Source organism: Pseudoalteromonas sp. ESRF-bin5 (assembly GCF_002632075.1).
Lineage (GTDB): Bacteria > Pseudomonadota > Gammaproteobacteria > Enterobacterales > Alteromonadaceae > Pseudoalteromonas > Pseudoalteromonas marina.
This window is the reverse complement of record NZ_NTLW01000090.1, coordinates 1-18735: the sequence shown is the minus strand read 5'-3', so window position 1 is coordinate 18735 and position 18735 is coordinate 1. Positions and strand designations below refer to the sequence as shown.

The following is an 18735-nucleotide window of genomic DNA, read 5'->3' as shown; positions in this document are numbered from 1 at the left end:
ATGTATGCCTTAAGTCACAGAAATAAGTTCAACGGTGCCATCTTCGTTTACTTCTGTGATGTGGCCATCGGGTTCTTTCATGAAAAATAATGCACCTAAGCCTAATAATGCGCTTGCCGCAATAATCATAAAGAATGTTTGGTAATCAACTAATGAGAGCGCCGTTAAATACACAACAGCCCCTACATTGCCGTAAGCTCCCGTCATACCTGCAATTTGACCCGTTAAACGGCGTTTAATAAGTGGTACAGCCGCAAATACAGCGCCTTCCCCTGCTTGCACAAAAAACGAACACGCCATGGCAGCAGCAACTGCAAGCCAAAGCGGCCAGCTAGCGTCAACTAAGCCCATAACAAAATAGCCTACAGCTAAGCCTGTAGTAAGTACAATAAGCGTTTTACGACGACCCATTCTATCTGAGATCCAACCACCACCCGGGCGAGAAGCTAAATTCATAAACGCATACGCTGATGCAAGCAAACCTGCGTATACCATATCAAGGCCAAACACCTCACTAAAAAATAATGGCAACATAGATACAACAGCAAGCTCTGAGCCAAACGTTGTAAAATAAAGAATATTTAAAACTGCAACTTGTTTAAATTCGTAACGGTGTGATTCTGGAACAGGTTGCTTAAAAATATGGCCATTTATGTCGTACGTTTTATAAACTTCGTAAAGATAAAGCAGCACCAAAAATACATATGTACCAATAACAAAATTTTCAGAAAGTAAATTTGCACCAGTAGGAGAAAGCTTCCAAGTAAGTAGTGCTAAAGCACCGTACATAGGTAGCTTCATTATAAGAAGTAGTACAAAGTCGCCTTTGCTGGTTACTTCCATTGCTCCTACTTTTTTTGGTTTAAAGTAAGTGCCACCTTTTGGCGTGTCAGTTACGCTGATGTACCAAATAACACCAAAAATGACACTTAATACACCGGTTAGGCCTATCGCATAACGCCAGCCATCGTCACCGCCAAACATAAGCGCTAATACAGGTAATAGCATTGCAGCAGCTGCCGAACCAAAGTTACCCCAGCCACCGTAAATACCTTCTGCTGTACCCAACTCGTTTGCCGGGAACCACTCGCTCACCATGCGAATGCCCACAACAAAACCCGCACCAATAAAGCCAAGTGCAAAACGCGCGATGGCGGCTTGCTCAAACGTGGTGGCCATCGCAAACATAAAACATGGGATGCTACATAAAATCAGTAATGATGCATAAACGATGCGAGGCCCAAATTTATCAGTTAACATGCCCACAACCACGCGAGCAGGAATGGTTAGTGCCACATTTAAAATAAGTAGCGTTTTTACTTGTGCCATAGTAATACCTAGCGAACCCGCTATAGCGCCTAATAATGGCGCATGGTTAAACCAGACAAAAAATGAGATAAAAAACACCATCCAGCTTAAATGCAGTATTTTCATTTTTCCGCTAAACGATATGAGATTAAACCCAGTACTCGGTTGCATGTTATTTTTCCTTAGTTACGTTTGTAGTTATTTATAGCGGCCACTACTTTATTATTAATTAAACCGCTGCATTTGTTAATTTCACGTTAACTATACTGAGCAATTAGTGAGCCAATAATTTATTTCATTAAAAATCATTAACTTATGTTTTTTCTAATTCGTTATAATTTTCATTTGCACTGTTAAGGTAATCAAAATGAGCACTAACAGTGCAATTACTTTTAACCCTGTTCTTGCCCACATATTCTAAAAATTGCTATTGTGTATAAAAATAATGAGAAGCCGCTAATGACTAAACCAGCCCTGACTTACCAACAACAACTACGCTACTCGCGCCACATAATGCTTCCTAAATTAGATATAGATGGGCAAGAAAAAATATGGCAATCTCATGCGCTTATAGTCGGTTTAGGTGGTTTGGGCTGCCCGGTTGCTCAGTATTTAGCTGCCTCAGGTGTGGGTACGTTAACGCTTGTGGATAACGACGTGGTTGATGCTACTAACTTGCAAAGGCAGGTGCTTTATAAACAAACGGATGTAGGGTGCTTAAAAACTCACGCCGCCAAAGCGCAGTTAATTAGCTTAAATGATGAAATAGATATACATACAATCGATGCATTTTTAGATGAAAAGTCAAAGCTTGACGAGCTATTAAAGAATATTGATATAGTCATTGATTGCTCTGATAACTTAACTACACGTAATGTATTAAACACAGCCTGTTATAAAACAAAAACCCCACTAGTATCGGGCGCTGCAATTAGAATGGAAGGCCAAGTTGCCTGTTTTACAATGCAAGAAAATAGCCACTGTTATGAGTGTTTATCGCAGTTTATGTCTGATCAAACACAAAGCTGCTCAGAATCAGGCGTGCTATCGCCCATTGTAGGATTAATTGGCAGTATTCAGGCCACTGAAGCCTTAAAAATGCTTGCTGGATTACCAAGCGGGTTGAGCGAACATTTACTGCTGGTTGATGGTTTGAGTATGGAGTTTAATCGCTTTAAAATCACAAAAAACAGTCATTGTGCTACATGCAGCTAAAACCCCTTTACACTACTCTAGATTATGAATAGTCGCATAAAGTGTATCGCCTACTTTATAGTTATTTTGATCCCACACTCTTGGTGAAAGTAAGCAGTACAAGCTTTGTCCGTCTACATCTAACGTAAGTTGCCATGTTTTATCTATAAGTTCTGCACTGTGCAGCGTACATATTAAAACATTGCTGTTATTTGTGTTTAATGGCATTTCTGCACTTACCGATATTTGCTCACACTCTAATATAAGTTTATTTCCTTGCTCTACAGCGCTCGGTAATGCAAATAGCTTCTGCTCGCTTTTGTGTAGTTTAAGCAAATACACACCGTATTTTTCATCAAATGTAATGATTTGAAAGTTAATTAAGCTTAGCGGTGCTTGTTTATTATTAGCGTAAATAGCTTTAGCCACCTGCGCACTTGGGCCATGGTTAATTACTTTACCGTTATTGAGCTGCACCAGGGTATCGCAACAAAATAATAGTTCTTTTAACGAGTGGCTCACTATAATAAATTTAATAGTAAACGTTGCCGCCAATTCACTTAATGTTGAGAGTGTTTTAAAGCGCAGCGGCCAATCAAGAGCGCTAAATGGCTCATCTAAAATAATTAATTTTTGACCTGCCAACAACGTTCGTGCAAACACCACCCGTTGGCGCTCCCCGCCAGACAAGCTCTGAACGTTGCGTTTAAGTAAGGGGTGTAACTCAAGTACATCAATAACTTTTTGTTCAGTTAAGTCAGTTTGCCTATTAAAACAATGCTTTTGTGTAAACGCTAAATTACCTGCTACATCTAAATGCGGAAATAATGGGCAAGATTGAACTTGCAACGTAACACCGCGTTGTTCAGTTGGTAAATGATGTACCGATTTATCATTTATATAAACACTCTGCTCACCTTCAAGGCCACTAATACAACGTAGCAAGGTGGACTTACCGGAGCCCGATGGGCCAAAAATTCCCGCAATAGTAAAAGATTCAAGGTGAAGGTTTATGTCTAAATCAAAGCTATTTAGCGATTTATAAAGGGCTAACTTAATCATATTATTGCTTAACCCCCACTATGCTTTTATTAAATTTAAATAACAGCACTAAACACGCAAATGAAATAGCGAGTAAAATAAGCGAAAGCTGATGCGCCGCTGCATAGTTTAACGACTCTACATGGTCGTACAAAGCAATAGAAACAACCTGTGTTTCTCCTTGTATATTACCACCAATCATCAGCACTAAGCCAAACTCCCCGAGTGTATGCGCAAACCCCAGTGCAAATGCACTACCAATACTAGGTTTTAACAACGGCAATATTAAGTAAAAAAAACGCTTAAAGTGGCTCAAACCCAAGGCAATTGCAGCCTCGTTATAGGTGTGGTTAATCTGCTTAAACCCTGCCACTAAGGGTTGCATTACAAACGGCAAAGAATAAAAAAGTGAACCAATAACAACACCCTGAAAACTAAACGCAAGCTGGGTACCTGTTAGCCAAAACCAAAATTGCCCAACAGCATGTGTGGGCGAAAATAAAACCAGTAGATAAAAACCAAGTAAGGTCGGTGGCAATACTAAAGGCATTGCAATAAGCGCTTCTAAAAACGGTTTAAATTTACCTTTGTACCCCGCTAGTTTGTATGCAACAGGAATACAAAAAACAAGCAGCAACACAGCCGTTATAAAAGCTAACTTTACCGTTAGCCACAGTGCAGTTAAATCACTTTGAAGCATTGCTATCCTTTGTTCTATATCCTAATTCAACAAGCTTAAATTGAGTGCCGCTGGTCATTAAAAAGTCCATAAGCTTTTGAGCACTCGCCAGTTTTTTACTCGATTTAATAATAACCCCCTGTTGAATAATTTCGGGATACTCGCTAGGTAGTATTAACTTGTACGACAAATACTGTGGGTCCTGGCTATTATTAAACGCCATTTTTAATGTAGAGACAGCCACGACCCCTACAGATGCATTCCCACTTTGAACAAACTGAAAGGCTTGCGTAATATTATTGCCATACACATAATTTATTGGCTTTTTAAAATTGGCATTCGCGTAAAACTCAGACGCCTGCCCATAAGGTGAAAAACGCGGATTAGCTATCGCCACTTTATTATTTACTTTATTAGCATTGGGCTGCCACACTGCAAGTTCACCAAGTGCATAGGTAATTATGCTACTTTGACTAGCAAATCCTTCTTTTATTAAAGCTTGCGGGCGTACATCGTCAGCCGATAAAAACACATCAAATGGCGCTCCATGTACAATTTGAGAATATAAAACACCGCTAGAAGCCGCTGATATTTTTACTTGTATACCCGGTATTGGGGAGTCTTGCAGTAAAGTTTGTAACACGGTTTTAAAATTACTTGCCACCGCAACATGTATTGTTTCTTTTGCGTTTAACGAGCTTGAAAACACGCAAATACCAAACAAAAAATAACCCAGCCATGTATTGTAAAGCTTTGACATTGTAAGTATTGTTTTAAAAAATGAATTAAGTAAGCAATATATATGAACGATGTTTGCAATGCACCCGCTTTATTACCAATAGAAACCGCAATCAGTAATATGTTAGATGCAATTAGCTTTAATAAGCATGCCGAAACAATACCTGTAATGAGTAGTGTTGGCCGAATTTTGGCTACTGATGTTCAATCAACAATTAATGTGCCCGCACATGACAACTCTGCGATGGACGGCTATGCATTGTGTATTAGCGACGGCCTAACCACCTACACGCAAATAGGCAGTGTATTTGCGGGTCAAACCTTCGACAAAACGCTAACGCCCGGTCAATGCGTAAGAATTATGACCGGTGCAGCACTTCCGCCAGGTGCTAACGCCGTTGTTATGCAAGAAAATGCCACTGTAAATAACGATGAAATTACTTTTACAGGCACTATTGAGCACAATAACAATGTCCGTTTTGCAGGTGAAGATATTGCAAAAAACAGTGTGGTATTAAAAGCAGGCAGAAAGCTTAAAGGCGTAGACGTTGGATTATTAGCCTCTATTGGTATTAACGAAGTAAACGTTTACCAAACAATCAAAGTAGCCGTGTTCTCAACTGGAGACGAACTAATAGAGCCAGGTAATGAACTTCCTGCTGGCGCTATTTATGAAAGTAATCGCGCTGTAATTATTAGCGAGCTTAATAATCCCAATGTAGAGGTGATTGATTTTGGTATTATTCCCGATGACAAAACACTTATTCAAAATACCTTTTTAAAAGCGGACGAGCAAGCCGATGCCGTTATTAGCTCTGGTGGTGTATCGGTTGGTGAAGCCGACTTCACAAAAGAAGTACTAAACGACATTGGCGATATACACTTTTGGAAAATAGCCATGAAACCAGGCAAACCATTTGCCTTTGGTAAATTGCCTAATAGCTACTTTTTTGGTCTACCTGGCAATCCAGTTTCTGCAGCCGTTACGCTTGAGCGACTTGTAAAACCAGCATTGACTAAACTATCTGGCAATGAGCCTAAACCCACACTTCGTTTAAAAGCAGTCACAACTCAACAAATTAAAAAGCGCCCAGGCCGAACAGACTTTCAACGTGGTATTGCCAGCAACGACGAAAACAACAACCTTGTTGTCACACCTGTTGAAAAACAAGGCTCAGGCGTACTGTCGTCTCTTAGTAAAGCTAACTGTTTGATTGTAGTCCCTGCACAAAGTGGAAACATTGCACAAGGCGAAACTGTTCAAATAGAACTACTATAACGGCAGTTAAAAATACAAAAGCCCAACTAGGTGTTCACCTTGTTGGGCTTTTTAATATTAGTTTATAAAATTAACAGTGGTTTAAAACACCGATTCAAAATCACCATTTGGAAATAAAACACCTGGGATTCCGCGAACAGCGGTAACCTCAGCAATTTTTGTATCACCAAAGTATAAGCCGCCGCTGTAATTACGACCTGCTTGTTTTACATCTAACCAGCGACCGTTTTCACCTTTTGCAACTAGGCTAATATTACCATTAACATCGCGAATACGAAGATCCAACGCCTGTCCTTGAGCACTCACATATATATCCGTTGATGTTAGCTCTGTTAAATTATCTACAGCACCCACATAAGCAAATTTAAAATCGTTAGCGGCACTTAGTGGAAAATCTAATTCGAAGGTAAAGGCTAAATCATCATTTTCCTCACCAATAAAAGGTGACGATTCAATTGCAGTTATATGAAACGCAGTACTTTGAACCTCGCTTTCAAAATCACCTTGAAAATCGAAAGAGGATAACGTAGTGGATACCTCGCCAAATGAGTCCACAAAACGGTTTAGGTTTAACGATAAATCGCCTGCTAATTCACCATTAGCTTTATTGATAACAACATTAGTAGTAAGTTGTGCAATACCTGTATCAGCATCAGGATTTGTTTCGTTTACAACGTCAATACCATCAAACTGAATCAGCAACTCGCTAACATCAACACTCAGTACTGTTGCACCATTGGTTACCGTAGCACTCATGACCCCCTCAATTTTATTACCTAACACACCACTTACTCTAAAAGTAGGAATAGATAAGTCTATGCTAATCGGTAGGTCATCGTAGGTACCCGTTATAGCCCAAGTATAAGGCGATTTACTGTAATCAATGTCTAAATCTCTAAGCGAATATTGCCCAGCAGGTACTGAATCATCAGCCAATGGTGAATAATTAGTTATAACCTCGTTAAGCGCATTAGTCAGTGCTGTAAGCGTTGCTTGAGTATCTTCGTCAAACGCACTCTCTAGTTCAGCAAATTTAGCGTCGAGTTCATTTGAGTAGCTTTTTTCTTGAAGCCTTGCAACACCAATAATATTTCTAACATCAACAAGCAGCTCTCTTGACTCTAAGCTCTGTGCTTCACTCACACGTGGCTCCCACTGCTTATAAGTAGTAACACTCGCAATTGTTTGGTTTACTTGGCCTGCAACGTTAGGAAGTAAGCCATTTCCCTGTTCACTAAACAGGTTATCAGGAATGTATTGAGCAGCTAATTGACTGTAATCTCGCCATGCTTGTTGTTCGCTATCATTACTAGAAAAGGCATTAAATGCAGTATCAACGTTAAAGGTACTGTCAGCTACGCCTGCAATAATAGCGGCATACGTAAAGGCATTTGTGACCATTTCAGCTTCAACACTGGCTGTAAGGTTACTGTGCGTTAAATGATAAAACGGCGTGGCAGATAAACTTGCTTGCACTGCACTTAAGCCTGCATCAGTAATCGCTGTACTTAAAGGAGAAAAATACACCGCGTTAACACCAGGGGCAATAAATGCATCTGCTTTATAATTTAATGTAACAGACGTTGGTTCTTGAAAATCAACTAAACGGTTGCCGTTTAAATCATTAGGGTCATCTCGTACTGTTCTGCCACACCCTGTAAATCGTGGACAAGATAACAACGTATCATCAGGTATAAACTCAAAGCGGCTGTATGTAAGCGGCGTTACACTTATGCTAAACGTATTAATGTTATCTACTTCAATCGACTCTTGAATAACACCTTCGTTATTTAAAATATTGAGTGTACCCTTCGGCGACTGCCAGTTGGCGACATAAAAACGGGCTGTTGAATTAGTTGTAATTTGAGTTACAGCCACACTTTCGTTGTTATCAGAACTAGAAGATGATCCACCACAACCCGCTAATGCTACTGCAACCCCTAAAGGTATAATTTGTTTTAACATCTTCATTCCTTAAAACTTAATGTTCATGTACCAATTTATATTTGCATAATACGCTTTATCCAAATCTAAACTATCGGTTTGCAGATTAAGACCAAAATACTCGCTTTCAATACCCACTAAATAAGCCTTGCTTTTAGTTTCATAGCCAGCCTGTACTTTCCAATGATCCCAAAAATGAACTCGCCCTTTTAACTGGCTAAATGTATCTTGATCATAACGTTTAAGAGTTAATTGAGTCGAAAATCGATCATTTATTCTATAATCAGCAAACGCTTGCATGCGCATTTTCATATCAAAGTCATGAGATTGCGTATTTCCAAACGACGATGTTTTTAACGATACAGTTGGCTGCGTAATTATATCGCCATTATCGTTTTGGCTAAATGGGATCTCGGTTGTTTGCCCGTTAACAAACCCACTGTCTTCATAATCAGTTTTATACAGCAAGTCTTTAACGCTAAAGCCTACATGCAACTCGGCATTTACTTGCCAATTAGCAAATATATCTAGGCTATAACCTAACCCTTCTGGGTTTTCAGATGGCGTAAATTTCTTAAATAAAATATCTTTTGAATAGTTATAATCTACAGAAATATCGCCTTCTACTTCATCGCTGTAAATACGCCCGTCAACAATCCCGTCTTGAAAGTGCGTACTAGCAAAAATAGAAAGTTTTGGTGTAATAGTTAATGCGTTTTTATCTAAAAATTTAAAATCGTAAGACGCAAATATACCATTAGACGTTGCTTGTTTAGCATCTAAATAATAGGTGTAGTATCTATCTTCAAAAGCTAAATTATTTTTTTCGATGTGCGTATATTTTGCCGTATCAGGGTCAAAGTTTAATACATAGTCAAAGCGACTTTGCAGTCCAACTTTAAAATTACCGTATCCTACACCTACTTCAAAAATATTGTACGTAAATGCACTGTCACCCGATGTTAGCGGCGCATCAAAGTCATCAACAAATGCCTGAACTGGTTGCGCTTCGGTATAGATTTCTGCGTCAAAATGAGTAAAAACTTGAAACTGATTATTAGCGGATGCAAGTGGAGATAGTAGAGCTGATGAAAATCCTAGCAAAAGAATTTTTTTTTTCATAATTTAATCGCTTTCAATAAAAAAAGGGAAAAGCACGCAGCTTTTCCCTTTAATAGTTTAAAAATTACTTGCTTGAGTCAATTAAATCAACATCAGTGTAATCCATTGTTACACCATCAATGTAAGAGATTGAAAGCCCATTAGTAACTTTAGTAGCAGTACCAAACGACATCATCATGCCATTGTACATAGCTTTAACGTCGCCAGTGTAACCTGTAGACTCAGCACCCATAAGAGATAATGTGTAACCCATTGCTGCGTCACCTTTAACCATTACATCTAGCATGCTTTGATCTTCATCACCGCTTGCGTCAACCGTACCCATAACTTCAAAGTCTAGGTCGCCAGACATACCTTCAAGAGTAACAGTACCCTTGTCAGTCGCGTCATTAGCCGTTACGTTTAACATACCAGTAAACCCAGAATCACCGTCCATAATTGTAACGTGGTTCCAAGTTTCAGTATTAACGATTTCAGCATCATCTACTGTGTCAGCATCAACTTCGCCGTCAAAAGTAAATATTAAACAAGAATCAATTTGAGTCTCGTCAATAGTACCGGCTGCAAAATCAACACAATCTGCAAGAGCATTAGTTTGCGTGTCTGCAGTCATTAGCTCAACCGTAGCATCACCACCAACTAACGTAGCGCCCCAAGCAACAACTAACTGCTCACCTTGGTAAGATGCAGCAGCGCTGATCATTTCACCTGTGGTTGCATTGTTAAGCATAAGCGTTAGGTCGTCTAAGCTGTAAGCATAAGTCCAGTTAGGTTGACGAGTAGACGTACCTTCACCAGAGTTGCCCATATCAGCAAGTTCGTTAATTACATCACCTAATACGTCAGCTGCATCAAGAACCGCTTCACCACCAGTGCTTGTAAGTACAGTCATTGTGCTTAGTGACTCTGATGTTGCTTTAACAGATACAAGAACTTCAAACTTAGCAACCGCTTCTTGCGCCGTTAATTGTAGAGCATACGCTGTAGCAAACTGCTCTGATGCAAGTTCAGCTTTAGCAGCAGCTGTAACAGCCATTGCCTCTGCAGCATCAATTAAATCTTGTGCATTGGCACTGTCAGCATCTAAAGATAAGTAAGCTTCTGCAGCAGCTAATGCTTGTGCAATAGCAACTTCGAATGCGTCAACACTTGCAGCAAAGTCAGAAGCCGCAACAATCGCAGCATCTGCCTTAGCTAGCGCCTCAGCTGCATTATCAGCGTTGTTTACCATTGCATTTTCAGCATCTGTAAGCGCAGTTGTTGATGCTGATTCAGCAGTCATTGCAGCCGTTTCAGCCGCTTGCGCTAATTCGTTTGTTTCTGTAGCAAGGGCAGCTGCTGCTGCAACTACTGCATCAAACTCAACCAGCTTTTCTTCAGCTTCAGTAACAAGTGATGCAAGTTCTGTGTTAAACGCTGCAACTTTTTCAATTTCAGCTGAAGAACCTGTTACTAAGGCGTCTGCATCATCTAAAATCTGTTGGTAATCAGAGCTATTTGCCACAAGTAATGTAGCTACAGATACTAAACCTTGAGACTGTGCAAACAAAGCATTCGATTCACCGGCTAAATCAGCTGCTGCAGCTTCATTCACAAGTAACTCAACTGCATTTGCAAACGCAACAGCTGTGTCTGCGTCAACTACAGTGTCTCCACCTTTTGCTTGTACTTCAACTAAATCTGCTTGTGCAGTAGTTACTGACTCTTGGATTGAAGCTAAATCAGCTTCTGCAACAGTTACAGCAGCAGTTACTTTAGCTGCAAGTTGCATGTAGAAACCATCGCCTACTGTACAATCGTCAGTACAACCTATTTTCTCAAGTGCTTTTTTAGATTTTTCAGCAGCATTAGCTAAACCAGCATCACTTGCTGCGCCATTTTTAACAGCCTTGTCTTTAGCAGCTTTTGCTTTTTTAGCTATGCCAGTTGATTGTGCGGCAAATGCAGTTTTTTCAGCGTCAGTCGCATCTGGGTTGTTTACAGCAAATGCAGCTGCAAGAGCAGCTTCAATATCACTTTCTTCACCAGTAGCAATTGCAAAGAAAATATTAGCCGTATTTGTAGCGGCTTGTTGTAATGCAGTAGCTAATGCAGCAATATCAGCATCTTCACTACCTGTTACTTTACCTGCTTTAATACCAGCAATAAGCTTTGTCATGTTGCCGTTAATATCAGCAAGACCTTGAATAGATGAAGCAAGTTGAGCTAACGATAAAGTACCATCGTTTAGCATTTCTTCGCCATCTACGTCAGCCAAATCAGTTGCACCGCCGATAGATACATCACCCAATAAAGAAGTAAGCAAAAGTGCTGTGTCTGGGCCTAAAACTTGAACTAGTACGTCAACACTTGAATTTGCAATACCTGCAGCATCAACACCTTCGCCAGCATCAATCAAAAGTTGTGAAACAAGTGTTGTTAAGAAAGTCGCGTTTGCTCTAAGTGAACGCGCTACGTTTGCATCGCCAAAAACGCCACTTGCGCCAGATGCATCAGCTTCAACCGCTGGCACAAATTTAACAACAGAAAGTTCTAGGTCTGTCTTATACCATTCGCCAAACTCAATTGCTGTATCGCCATCGTTAACATCATCTTCTGCTGGTGCTTCGTCGTAAGTGCCACAACCTAGGTATGCATCACAACGTAGGTAGCTGTCGTCGCCTTCAGCTGATGTTTTAACAGTAATATACACAGGACCTGTAAAGTCATCTTCTAAGTAAACGCTGTAACGTCCACTCTCATTTGTTAAAACAGCGTCTGGGTTTGCTGCTAAAATACTTGCAGCAACTGCTGCATCTGCAGCTGCTTGAGTTGACTCTTCAGCAGAGAATGTTTCAGCTTCCGCAGATGCTGCTAAACGAAATGGTACTGCAACCATTTCACCGGTTGCATCTAATGTTGAAACGCTAACCACCGCGTTCATCATCGCACCTTTAACCGCTTTACCTGTAACTTCTACGTTAAATAAAGCTGTGTCTTCTGAGCTAAAAGACTCAACAGGTGGTGGTGGTGCAACATAGTTATTGCCATCGTTGTCAGAACCACACGCCGTTAAGCCGAGTGTAAGTGCAACTGATGCCGCTATTGGTGTAAATTTGATCATACGCTTCGCCATTTATTTCTCCTTGATAGCCATGAAATAAGTATCTGAAAAAGTTTGTTTAAACTTGGGAAAGTATATTAGTCGTTTACAAAAAATGTAAACAAGCACAATAATCTAACCTTTGTTACTAGAACTTTAAAATTACCATTAAGCTATGAGTTGTTGCTACATATTTATACATATAAAATGATGTAATTTTAGTTTAACGCCATGTTTTAATTTTTATAGGCCTTAATTAAATTCAATAACCTAGGTTACAGCCACAAAAAACCAACATGTTGGTTTATAATATATCGTGTTTATTGATTGATTATTACATTAAATTTAGTTTGTTAAATTTTTTCTTCAAGTATTTGCGACAGAACATTAAAAATAAATGCAGAACGGAGATAAAGCAACCCAAAAGAACTGAGCTCTTAATTGAAAGTAAACCTTTAGAACCAGTAAAGCCAATCCCTTGTTTTTTATTTATTTTAAAATCCTGCTTAATTGTTACTGCATTATTAATATTGTTACGTTAACCCTAACTGACTAAAAGGGTCTTTTAATTTCACAAAGTTAATAATGCAGTAAAAAATTATTAAAAGGGAACTCTTACAACCCCTTCCATCAATACTCTGGCGCTTCGGCTCATACTCGCTTTAGTAACTTGCCAGTCTCCATTAATCTTTTTAGCTTCAGCGCCTACTTTTAACGTGCCCGAGGGGTGACCAAAATTCACTTCACTCAATGCGCCACCACCAGCAGCCATATTTACTAACGTACCGTCAATTGCTGCTGCGGTTCCAATTGCAACGGCGGCTGTTCCCATCATGGCATGATGTAATTTACCCATCGACATAGCACGTACTAATAAATTAATACTGCCAGCATCAATGTGTTTACCGCTTGATGCGTTATACGCCACAGGCTTAGCAACAAACGCAACTTTAGGTGTATGCTGGCGTGCTTGTGCTTCATTTATATTATTAATCAAGCCCATTTTAACAGCGCCATAAGCACGTATTGTTTCAAGCTTTTCAAGCGCAGCGTCATCGTTATTAATGTCGTCTTGCAGCTCAGTGCCGGTATAACCAATATCTTCAGCATTAATAAAAATAGTTGGAATACCCGCATTAATCATCGTCGCCTTTAGCGTACCAACATCTGGCACTTCTAAATCGTCAACAACATTACCTGTTGGAAATAAAGCCCCATCCCCATCAGCAGGGTCTACAAACTCAAGCTTTACTTCTGCTGCAGGGAACGTCACGCCGTCAAGCTCAAAGTCACCGGTTTCTTGCACTTCGCCATTAGTCATAGGTACATGCACTAAAATGCTTTTTTTAATATTAGCCTGCCAAACACGCACAATAGCTATGCCATTATCGGGCACGCGGTTTTTATCAACTAAACCATTACTAATAGCAAAAGCCCCCACGGCTGAGGTTAAATTACCGCAGTTACCGCTCCAATCAACAAACGCTTTATCAATTGCGACTTGCCCAAATAAGTAATCAACATCGTGATCGGCTTGCTCACTTTTACTTAAAATAACCGTTTTGCTGGTGCTTGATGTTGCACCGCCCATGCCGTCGGTTTGTTTACCATAAGGATCGGGGCTACCAATAACACGAAGTAATAAATTATCGCGCGCCTCACCTGCCACTTGGGCAGGCTTTGGAAAATCGGTTAAATTAAAAAACACACCTTTACTCGTGCCGCCACGCATGTAGGTCGCGGGCACTTTTATTTGTGGTTTAAACATATTTTTTAATCCTTATTACGCGTTTGTCGCTTCTAAAAAGTCTTGAGCAAAACGCTGTAATACACCACCAGCAGCATAAATAGAAAGCTCTTCTTGCGTATCTAATCGGCATTTCATCGCTGCAGTTAGCACTTCACCATTTTTACGGGTGATCACAAGCTCTAAAGTGGCGCCCGGTGCTGGTACGCCTTTTACATCGTAACTTTCACTTCCATTAAGGTTTAATGTTTTACGTGTCGTGCCTGGTGCAAACTCAAGTGGTAAAACGCCCATGCCAATTAAATTTGTGCGGTGAATACGCTCAAAGCCTTCAGCAGCTATAACTTCAACACCGGCAAGCCTTACGCCTTTTGCCGCCCAATCGCGTGACGATCCTTGACCGTAATCAGCACCGGCCACAATAATAAGTGGTTGTTTACGTTGCATGTAAGTTTCGATTGCTTCCCACATGCGCGTGTTTTCACCCTCTGGCTCTATGCGCGCGTAAGACCCCTGCTTAACGTCACCGTTTTCATCAAGTACCATTTCGTTAAGTAATTTAGGGTTTGCAAACGTGGCGCGCTGCGCCGTTAAATGGTCGCCGCGGTGCGTTGCATAAGAGTTAAAGTCTTCTTCTGGTACATTCATTTTAGTGAGGTATTCGCCCGCAGCACTGCTTGCCATAATTGCGTTAGAGGGTGATAAATGATCCGTTGTGATGTTATCGCCCAATACTGCTAATGCACGCATACCACTCATGGTGCGCTCACCAGCAAGTGCTCCTTCCCAATAAGGCGGGCGGCGAATATAGGTACTTTGCGCTCGCCAATCGTAAAGTGGGTCGTTGTCTTCACCGTAATCTACGGTTAAGTCAAACATAGGCTCGTACACTTTTTTAAATTGCTCAGGCTTAACGCTTTGCTGAATTACCGCATCTATTTCTTCATCGGTTGGCCATAAATCTTTAAGCGTTACATCATTACCTTGTTGATCTTGTCCTAAAATATCTTTTTCAATATCAAAACGAATAGTGCCCGCAATAGCATAAGCTACAACCAAAGGCGGTGATGCCAAAAAGGCTTGTTTTGCATAAGGGTGAATACGCCCGTCAAAGTTACGATTACCCGAAAGCACAGCCGTTGTGTATAAATCGCGATCTATCACTTCTTTTTCAATAACAGGGTCAAGCGCTCCACTCATACCGTTACAGGTGGTACACGCAAAGCCAACAATACCGAAACCAAGTTGTTGAAGCTCTGGCAATAGGTTTGCGTCTTCAAGGTACGATTGCACGGCTTTTGAGCCCGGCGCTAACGACGTTTTAACCCAAGGTTTGCGCATTAACCCTTTTGCATTCGCATTACGCGCTAACAAACCTGCAGCTATTACATTGCGCGGGTTGCTGGTATTAGTACAGCTGGTAATTGCCGCAATAATGCACGCACCGTCTGGCATTAAGCCTTCTTCGTTTTCAACAACGCCCGAAATACCTTCTTTCGCTAAATCACTGGTTGAAACACGACGATGTGGATTAGAAGGCCCCGCAATATTGCGGCCAACGCTTGATAAATCAAAAGTCAAAACACGCTCGTATTCTGCAGTTTTTAAGCTATCGCTCCAAAGGCCAGCCGTTTTAGCGTAGTTTTCTACAAGGGCTATTTGCTCTTCATCTCGCCCTGTTAAACGTAAATAGTCTATTGTTTTATCGTCGATATAAAACATGGCCGCAGTCGCACCAAATTCTGGCGTCATGTTTGAAATAGTTGCTCTGTCGCCAAGCGTTAGCGCATCGGCGCCTTCACCGTAAAACTCTAAAAAGGTCGATACAACACGCTGCTCACGTAAAAACTCAGTAATCGCCAACACAATATCGGTAGCGGTAATACCAGGCTGGCGAGTACCCGTAAGCTCTACGCCTACAATATCGGGTAAACGAATGTACGACGCGCGGCCAAGCATAACGCTTTCAGCTTCAAGCCCGCCTACACCCACAGCAATAACACCTAATGCATCAACATGCGGGGTGTGGCTGTCGGTACCTACTAGCGTATCGGGGAATGCAATACCATCGCGGTTTTGAATAACAGGCGACATTTTTTCAAGGTTAATTTGATGCATAATGCCGTTACCAGGCGGGATCACATCAATATTTTTAAACGCGGTTTTAGTCCAGTTTATAAAATGAAAACGGTCATCGTTTCTGCGGTCTTCAATGGCACGGTTTTTTTCAAATGCCTCAGGATCAAACCCTGCATGTTCAACCGCTAACGAGTGGTCAACAATTAACTGCGTTGGTACCACTGGGTTAACTTTAGACGGATCGCCACCTTTAGCCGCAATTGCATCGCGCAAGCCTGCTAAATCAACAAGGGCCGTTTGGCCTAAAATATCGTGGCACACCACACGCGCCGGATACCACGGAAAATCTAAATCTTGTTTACGCTCAATTATTTGGCTAAGTGCATCGGTAAGCATGGCAGGGTCGCAGCGGCGTACTAAGTTTTCTGCAAATACACGCGAGCTGTAAGGGAGAGTAGCATAAGCGCCTGGTTTAATGGCATCAACTGCTGCTTGGGTATCGTAGTAATCTACATTTGAGCCCGCAAGCGGTTTGCGGTACTGAGTGTTGTTAATTATGGTCATAATAAAAATTCGCTAATAAGTGACGGGAAATAAAAAGGCAAAAAGGTGAGCTAGGCTCACCTTAAATGCTAACTAATTAGCCTCTTGATTCAATTGGCGTATAGCTGCGTGCGTCTGGCCCTGTGTAATCTGCACTTGGGCGAATAATACGGTTATTAGCACGTTGTTCTTTAACATGTGCTGTCCAACCAGTAACGCGGCTCATTACAAATATTGGCGTAAACAACTTAGTGGGAATATCCATAAAGTGATAAGCCGATGCATGGAAAAAATCAGCATTACAAAATAACTTTTTCTCGCGCCACATTACTTCTTCACAACGAACAGAAACTGGGTAAAGCACATCATCGCCCACCTCTGCCGCTAATTTTTCAGACCACTTTTTAATAATTACATTACGCGGATCCGACTCACGGTAAATAGCATGGCCAAAGCCCATAATTTTATCTTTACGCTCAAGCATACCCATTACTTCTTGCTCAGCATGTTCTGCGCTAGTAAAGCCTTCAATCATGTCCATTGCAGCTTCGTTTGCACCACCATGTAATGGCCCGCGTAACGTACCAATCGCACCCGTTACACACGAATGAATATCAGACAAGGTAGAAGCACATACGCGCCCTGTAAATGTAGAGGCATTAAATTCGTGCTCTGCGTATAAAATAAGCGACACATTCATTACTTGCGCAAACAACTCGCTTGGTGCTTTGTCGTGTAATAACGTTAAAAAGTGTGCGCCTACTGAATCGTCGTCTGTTTGTGTTTCAATACGAACACCATCGTGTGAAAAGCGGTACCAGTAACAAATAATACTTGGGAACACTGCAACCATGCGGTCAATCGCATCGTTTGCTTGGCTAAAATCAAGTTCCATTTCAAGGTTACCCAACATAGAGCAACCCGTACGCATTACATCCATTGGGTGTGCGTCTTTAGGAATATTTTCAAGCACGGTTTTAAGTGCATCTGGCAAGCCACGTAAGCTTTTTAGTTTTGCTTTGTACTCAGCCAACTCGCTAGATGTAGGTAACTCACCGCGTGAAAGTAAAAACGACACTTCTTCAAACTGCGCTTTTTCAGCCAGCTCGCTAATATCGTAACCACAATACGTTAAGCCCGATCCACTTTGGCCAACTGTACATAATGCCGTTTGGCCTGCTACTTGTCCGCGTAAACCTGCGCCACCTAATGCTTTATCTACCATGATTTTCTCCTATCTTAAATTTGTGTGTTGTCTAATTTAATAATTATTATTTGTCAGATTTTGATGAAAAAAGGTTATCGAGTGTGTTTTCGTATGTGTGGTAATCTAAAAAGTCATAAAGCTCAGCTCGGGTTTGCATGTTTTCAATTTCGCTTTGTTGCGAGCCTTCATTTAAAATAGCCGAGTAAACATTAAGTGCCGCTTTATTCATAGCTCTAAACGCACTGAGTGGGTAAAGCACCATTTCAACGCCCACATCACTTAATTGCTCTTTGGTATAAATTGGCGTTTGGCCAAACTCAGTAATGTTAGCCAAAATAGGCACATTTAACGCATTGGCAAATGCTTGGTAATCGGCAAGGTCGTGCACAGCTTCAGCAAAAATAGCATCGGCGCCAGCTTCAACACAGGCTGCTGCGCGGTCAATAGCCGCATTTAAGCCTTCTTTTTGAAACGCATCGGTACGCGCCATAATGTAAAAATCGCTATCGGTTTTGGCATCTACCGCGGCTTTAATACGGTCAACCATTTCGCCTTGGCTTACAATTTCTTTATTTGGGCGATGGCCACAACGCTTTTGCGCCACTTGATCTTCTATATGAAAACCCGCAGCGCCTGCTTTGGTCATTTCTTTAACGGTGCGTGCAATATTAAACGCCCCGCCCCAACCGGTATCGGCATCAACAAGTAAAGGTAAATCGCTTGCACCGGTAATACGGCGAATATCTTCAAGCACGTTGTCTAGGCTAGTCAT

At 41.1% G+C, this 18735-nt stretch carries 13 protein-coding genes; 2 read left to right on the top strand and 11 right to left on the bottom strand.

The window, feature by feature from the left end; genetic code table 11:
• Window positions 1-9: 9 nt before the first annotated feature.
• The gene (locus BCG07_RS04480; protein WP_010556319.1) at window positions 10-1479 is read right to left on the bottom strand and encodes a NarK family nitrate/nitrite MFS transporter; all 1470 of its coding nucleotides are present in this window, start codon (window positions 1477-1479) and stop codon (window positions 10-12) included.
• 288 nt (window positions 1480-1767) lie between these two features.
• Between BCG07_RS04480 and BCG07_RS04475 the strand changes: the two genes are divergently transcribed.
• A complete protein-coding gene (locus BCG07_RS04475; RefSeq protein WP_286888907.1) occupies window positions 1768-2523 on the top strand; it encodes a HesA/MoeB/ThiF family protein in 756 nt (251 codons plus the stop codon).
• A gap of 12 nt (window positions 2524-2535) precedes the next feature.
• On the opposite strand, the gene BCG07_RS04470 is transcribed toward BCG07_RS04475, so the two are convergent.
• Genes BCG07_RS04470 through modA form a run of 3 tightly spaced genes read right to left on the bottom strand, consistent with a single transcriptional unit; the run spans window position 2536 to window position 4982 of the window.
• On the bottom strand, window positions 2536-3564 hold the full coding sequence (locus BCG07_RS04470; RefSeq protein WP_286888905.1) for an ATP-binding cassette domain-containing protein: 1029 nt from the start codon (window positions 3562-3564) through the stop codon (window positions 2536-2538).
• 1 nt (window position 3565) lies between these two features.
• Complete coding sequence (modB, locus tag BCG07_RS04465; RefSeq protein WP_039037176.1) at window positions 3566-4243, bottom strand: molybdate ABC transporter permease subunit; 678 nt, start codon at window positions 4241-4243, stop codon at window positions 3566-3568.
• Complete coding sequence (gene modA, locus BCG07_RS04460) at window positions 4230-4982, bottom strand: molybdate ABC transporter substrate-binding protein (protein WP_286888902.1); 753 nt, start codon at window positions 4980-4982, stop codon at window positions 4230-4232. Before modA ends, modB begins: the two co-directional genes overlap by 14 nt.
• Window positions 4983-5024: 42 nt before the next feature.
• On the opposite strand from modA, the gene moeA reads away from it, so the two are divergent.
• Entirely contained in the window at window positions 5025-6239 is a 1215-nt protein-coding gene (gene moeA / locus BCG07_RS04455) for a molybdopterin molybdotransferase MoeA (protein WP_286888900.1), read from the top strand.
• 81 nt (window positions 6240-6320) lie between these two features.
• Here moeA and BCG07_RS04450 read toward each other — a convergent pair whose 3' ends face one another.
• The 7 genes from BCG07_RS04450 to prpB all read right to left on the bottom strand — a co-directional run.
• Window positions 6321-8204 (bottom strand): hypothetical protein, encoded by a 1884-nt coding sequence (locus BCG07_RS04450; protein WP_286888899.1) that lies wholly within the window; start codon window positions 8202-8204, stop codon window positions 6321-6323.
• Between the two features lie 9 nt (window positions 8205-8213).
• On the bottom strand, window positions 8214-9305 hold the full coding sequence (locus tag BCG07_RS04445; protein WP_286888897.1) for a hypothetical protein: 1092 nt from the start codon (window positions 9303-9305) through the stop codon (window positions 8214-8216).
• A 64-nt stretch (window positions 9306-9369) separates the two neighbouring features.
• Entirely contained in the window at window positions 9370-12420 is a 3051-nt protein-coding gene (locus BCG07_RS04440; RefSeq protein WP_286888895.1) for a hypothetical protein, read from the bottom strand.
• A 568-nt stretch (window positions 12421-12988) separates the two neighbouring features.
• Complete coding sequence (gene prpF / locus BCG07_RS04435; protein ID WP_286888893.1) at window positions 12989-14155, bottom strand: 2-methylaconitate cis-trans isomerase PrpF; 1167 nt, start codon at window positions 14153-14155, stop codon at window positions 12989-12991.
• Window positions 14156-14170: 15 nt separating this feature from the next.
• A complete protein-coding gene (gene acnD, locus BCG07_RS04430) occupies window positions 14171-16777 on the bottom strand; it encodes a Fe/S-dependent 2-methylisocitrate dehydratase AcnD (protein WP_286888891.1) in 2607 nt (868 codons plus the stop codon).
• Between the two features lie 76 nt (window positions 16778-16853).
• Window positions 16854-17981, bottom strand: coding sequence for a bifunctional 2-methylcitrate synthase/citrate synthase (gene prpC, locus BCG07_RS04425; protein WP_006794389.1), 1128 nt, complete (start codon window positions 17979-17981; stop codon window positions 16854-16856).
• A gap of 46 nt (window positions 17982-18027) precedes the next feature.
• The coding region (gene prpB, locus BCG07_RS04420; RefSeq protein WP_286888888.1) for a methylisocitrate lyase at window positions 18028-18735 on the bottom strand (708 nt) is incomplete at its 5' end.

Excerpts from the sequence above, each read along its gene's own strand:
- prpC (WP_006794389.1), bottom strand. The coding sequence starts at position 17,981 with ATGGTAGATAAAGCATTAGGTGGCGCAGGTTTACGCGGACAAGTAGCA.
- BCG07_RS04445 (WP_286888897.1), bottom strand. The coding sequence starts at position 9,305 with ATGAAAAAAAAAATTCTTTTGCTAGGATTTTCATCAGCTCTACTATCT.
- BCG07_RS04450 (WP_286888899.1), bottom strand. The coding sequence starts at position 8,204 with ATGTTAAAACAAATTATACCTTTAGGGGTTGCAGTAGCATTAGCGGGT.
- acnD (WP_286888891.1), bottom strand. The coding sequence starts at position 16,777 with ATGACCATAATTAACAACACTCAGTACCGCAAACCGCTTGCGGGCTCA.
- BCG07_RS04440 (WP_286888895.1), bottom strand. The coding sequence starts at position 12,420 with ATGGCGAAGCGTATGATCAAATTTACACCAATAGCGGCATCAGTTGCA.
- moeA (WP_286888900.1), top strand. The coding sequence starts at position 5,025 with ATGAACGATGTTTGCAATGCACCCGCTTTATTACCAATAGAAACCGCA.
- prpF (WP_286888893.1), bottom strand. The coding sequence starts at position 14,155 with ATGTTTAAACCACAAATAAAAGTGCCCGCGACCTACATGCGTGGCGGC.
- BCG07_RS04475 (WP_286888907.1), top strand. The coding sequence starts at position 1,768 with ATGACTAAACCAGCCCTGACTTACCAACAACAACTACGCTACTCGCGC.
- BCG07_RS04470 (WP_286888905.1), bottom strand. The coding sequence starts at position 3,564 with ATGATTAAGTTAGCCCTTTATAAATCGCTAAATAGCTTTGATTTAGAC.
- modA (WP_286888902.1), bottom strand. The coding sequence starts at position 4,982 with ATGTCAAAGCTTTACAATACATGGCTGGGTTATTTTTTGTTTGGTATT.
- modB (WP_039037176.1), bottom strand. The coding sequence starts at position 4,243 with ATGCTTCAAAGTGATTTAACTGCACTGTGGCTAACGGTAAAGTTAGCT.
- BCG07_RS04480 (WP_010556319.1), bottom strand. The coding sequence starts at position 1,479 with ATGCAACCGAGTACTGGGTTTAATCTCATATCGTTTAGCGGAAAAATG.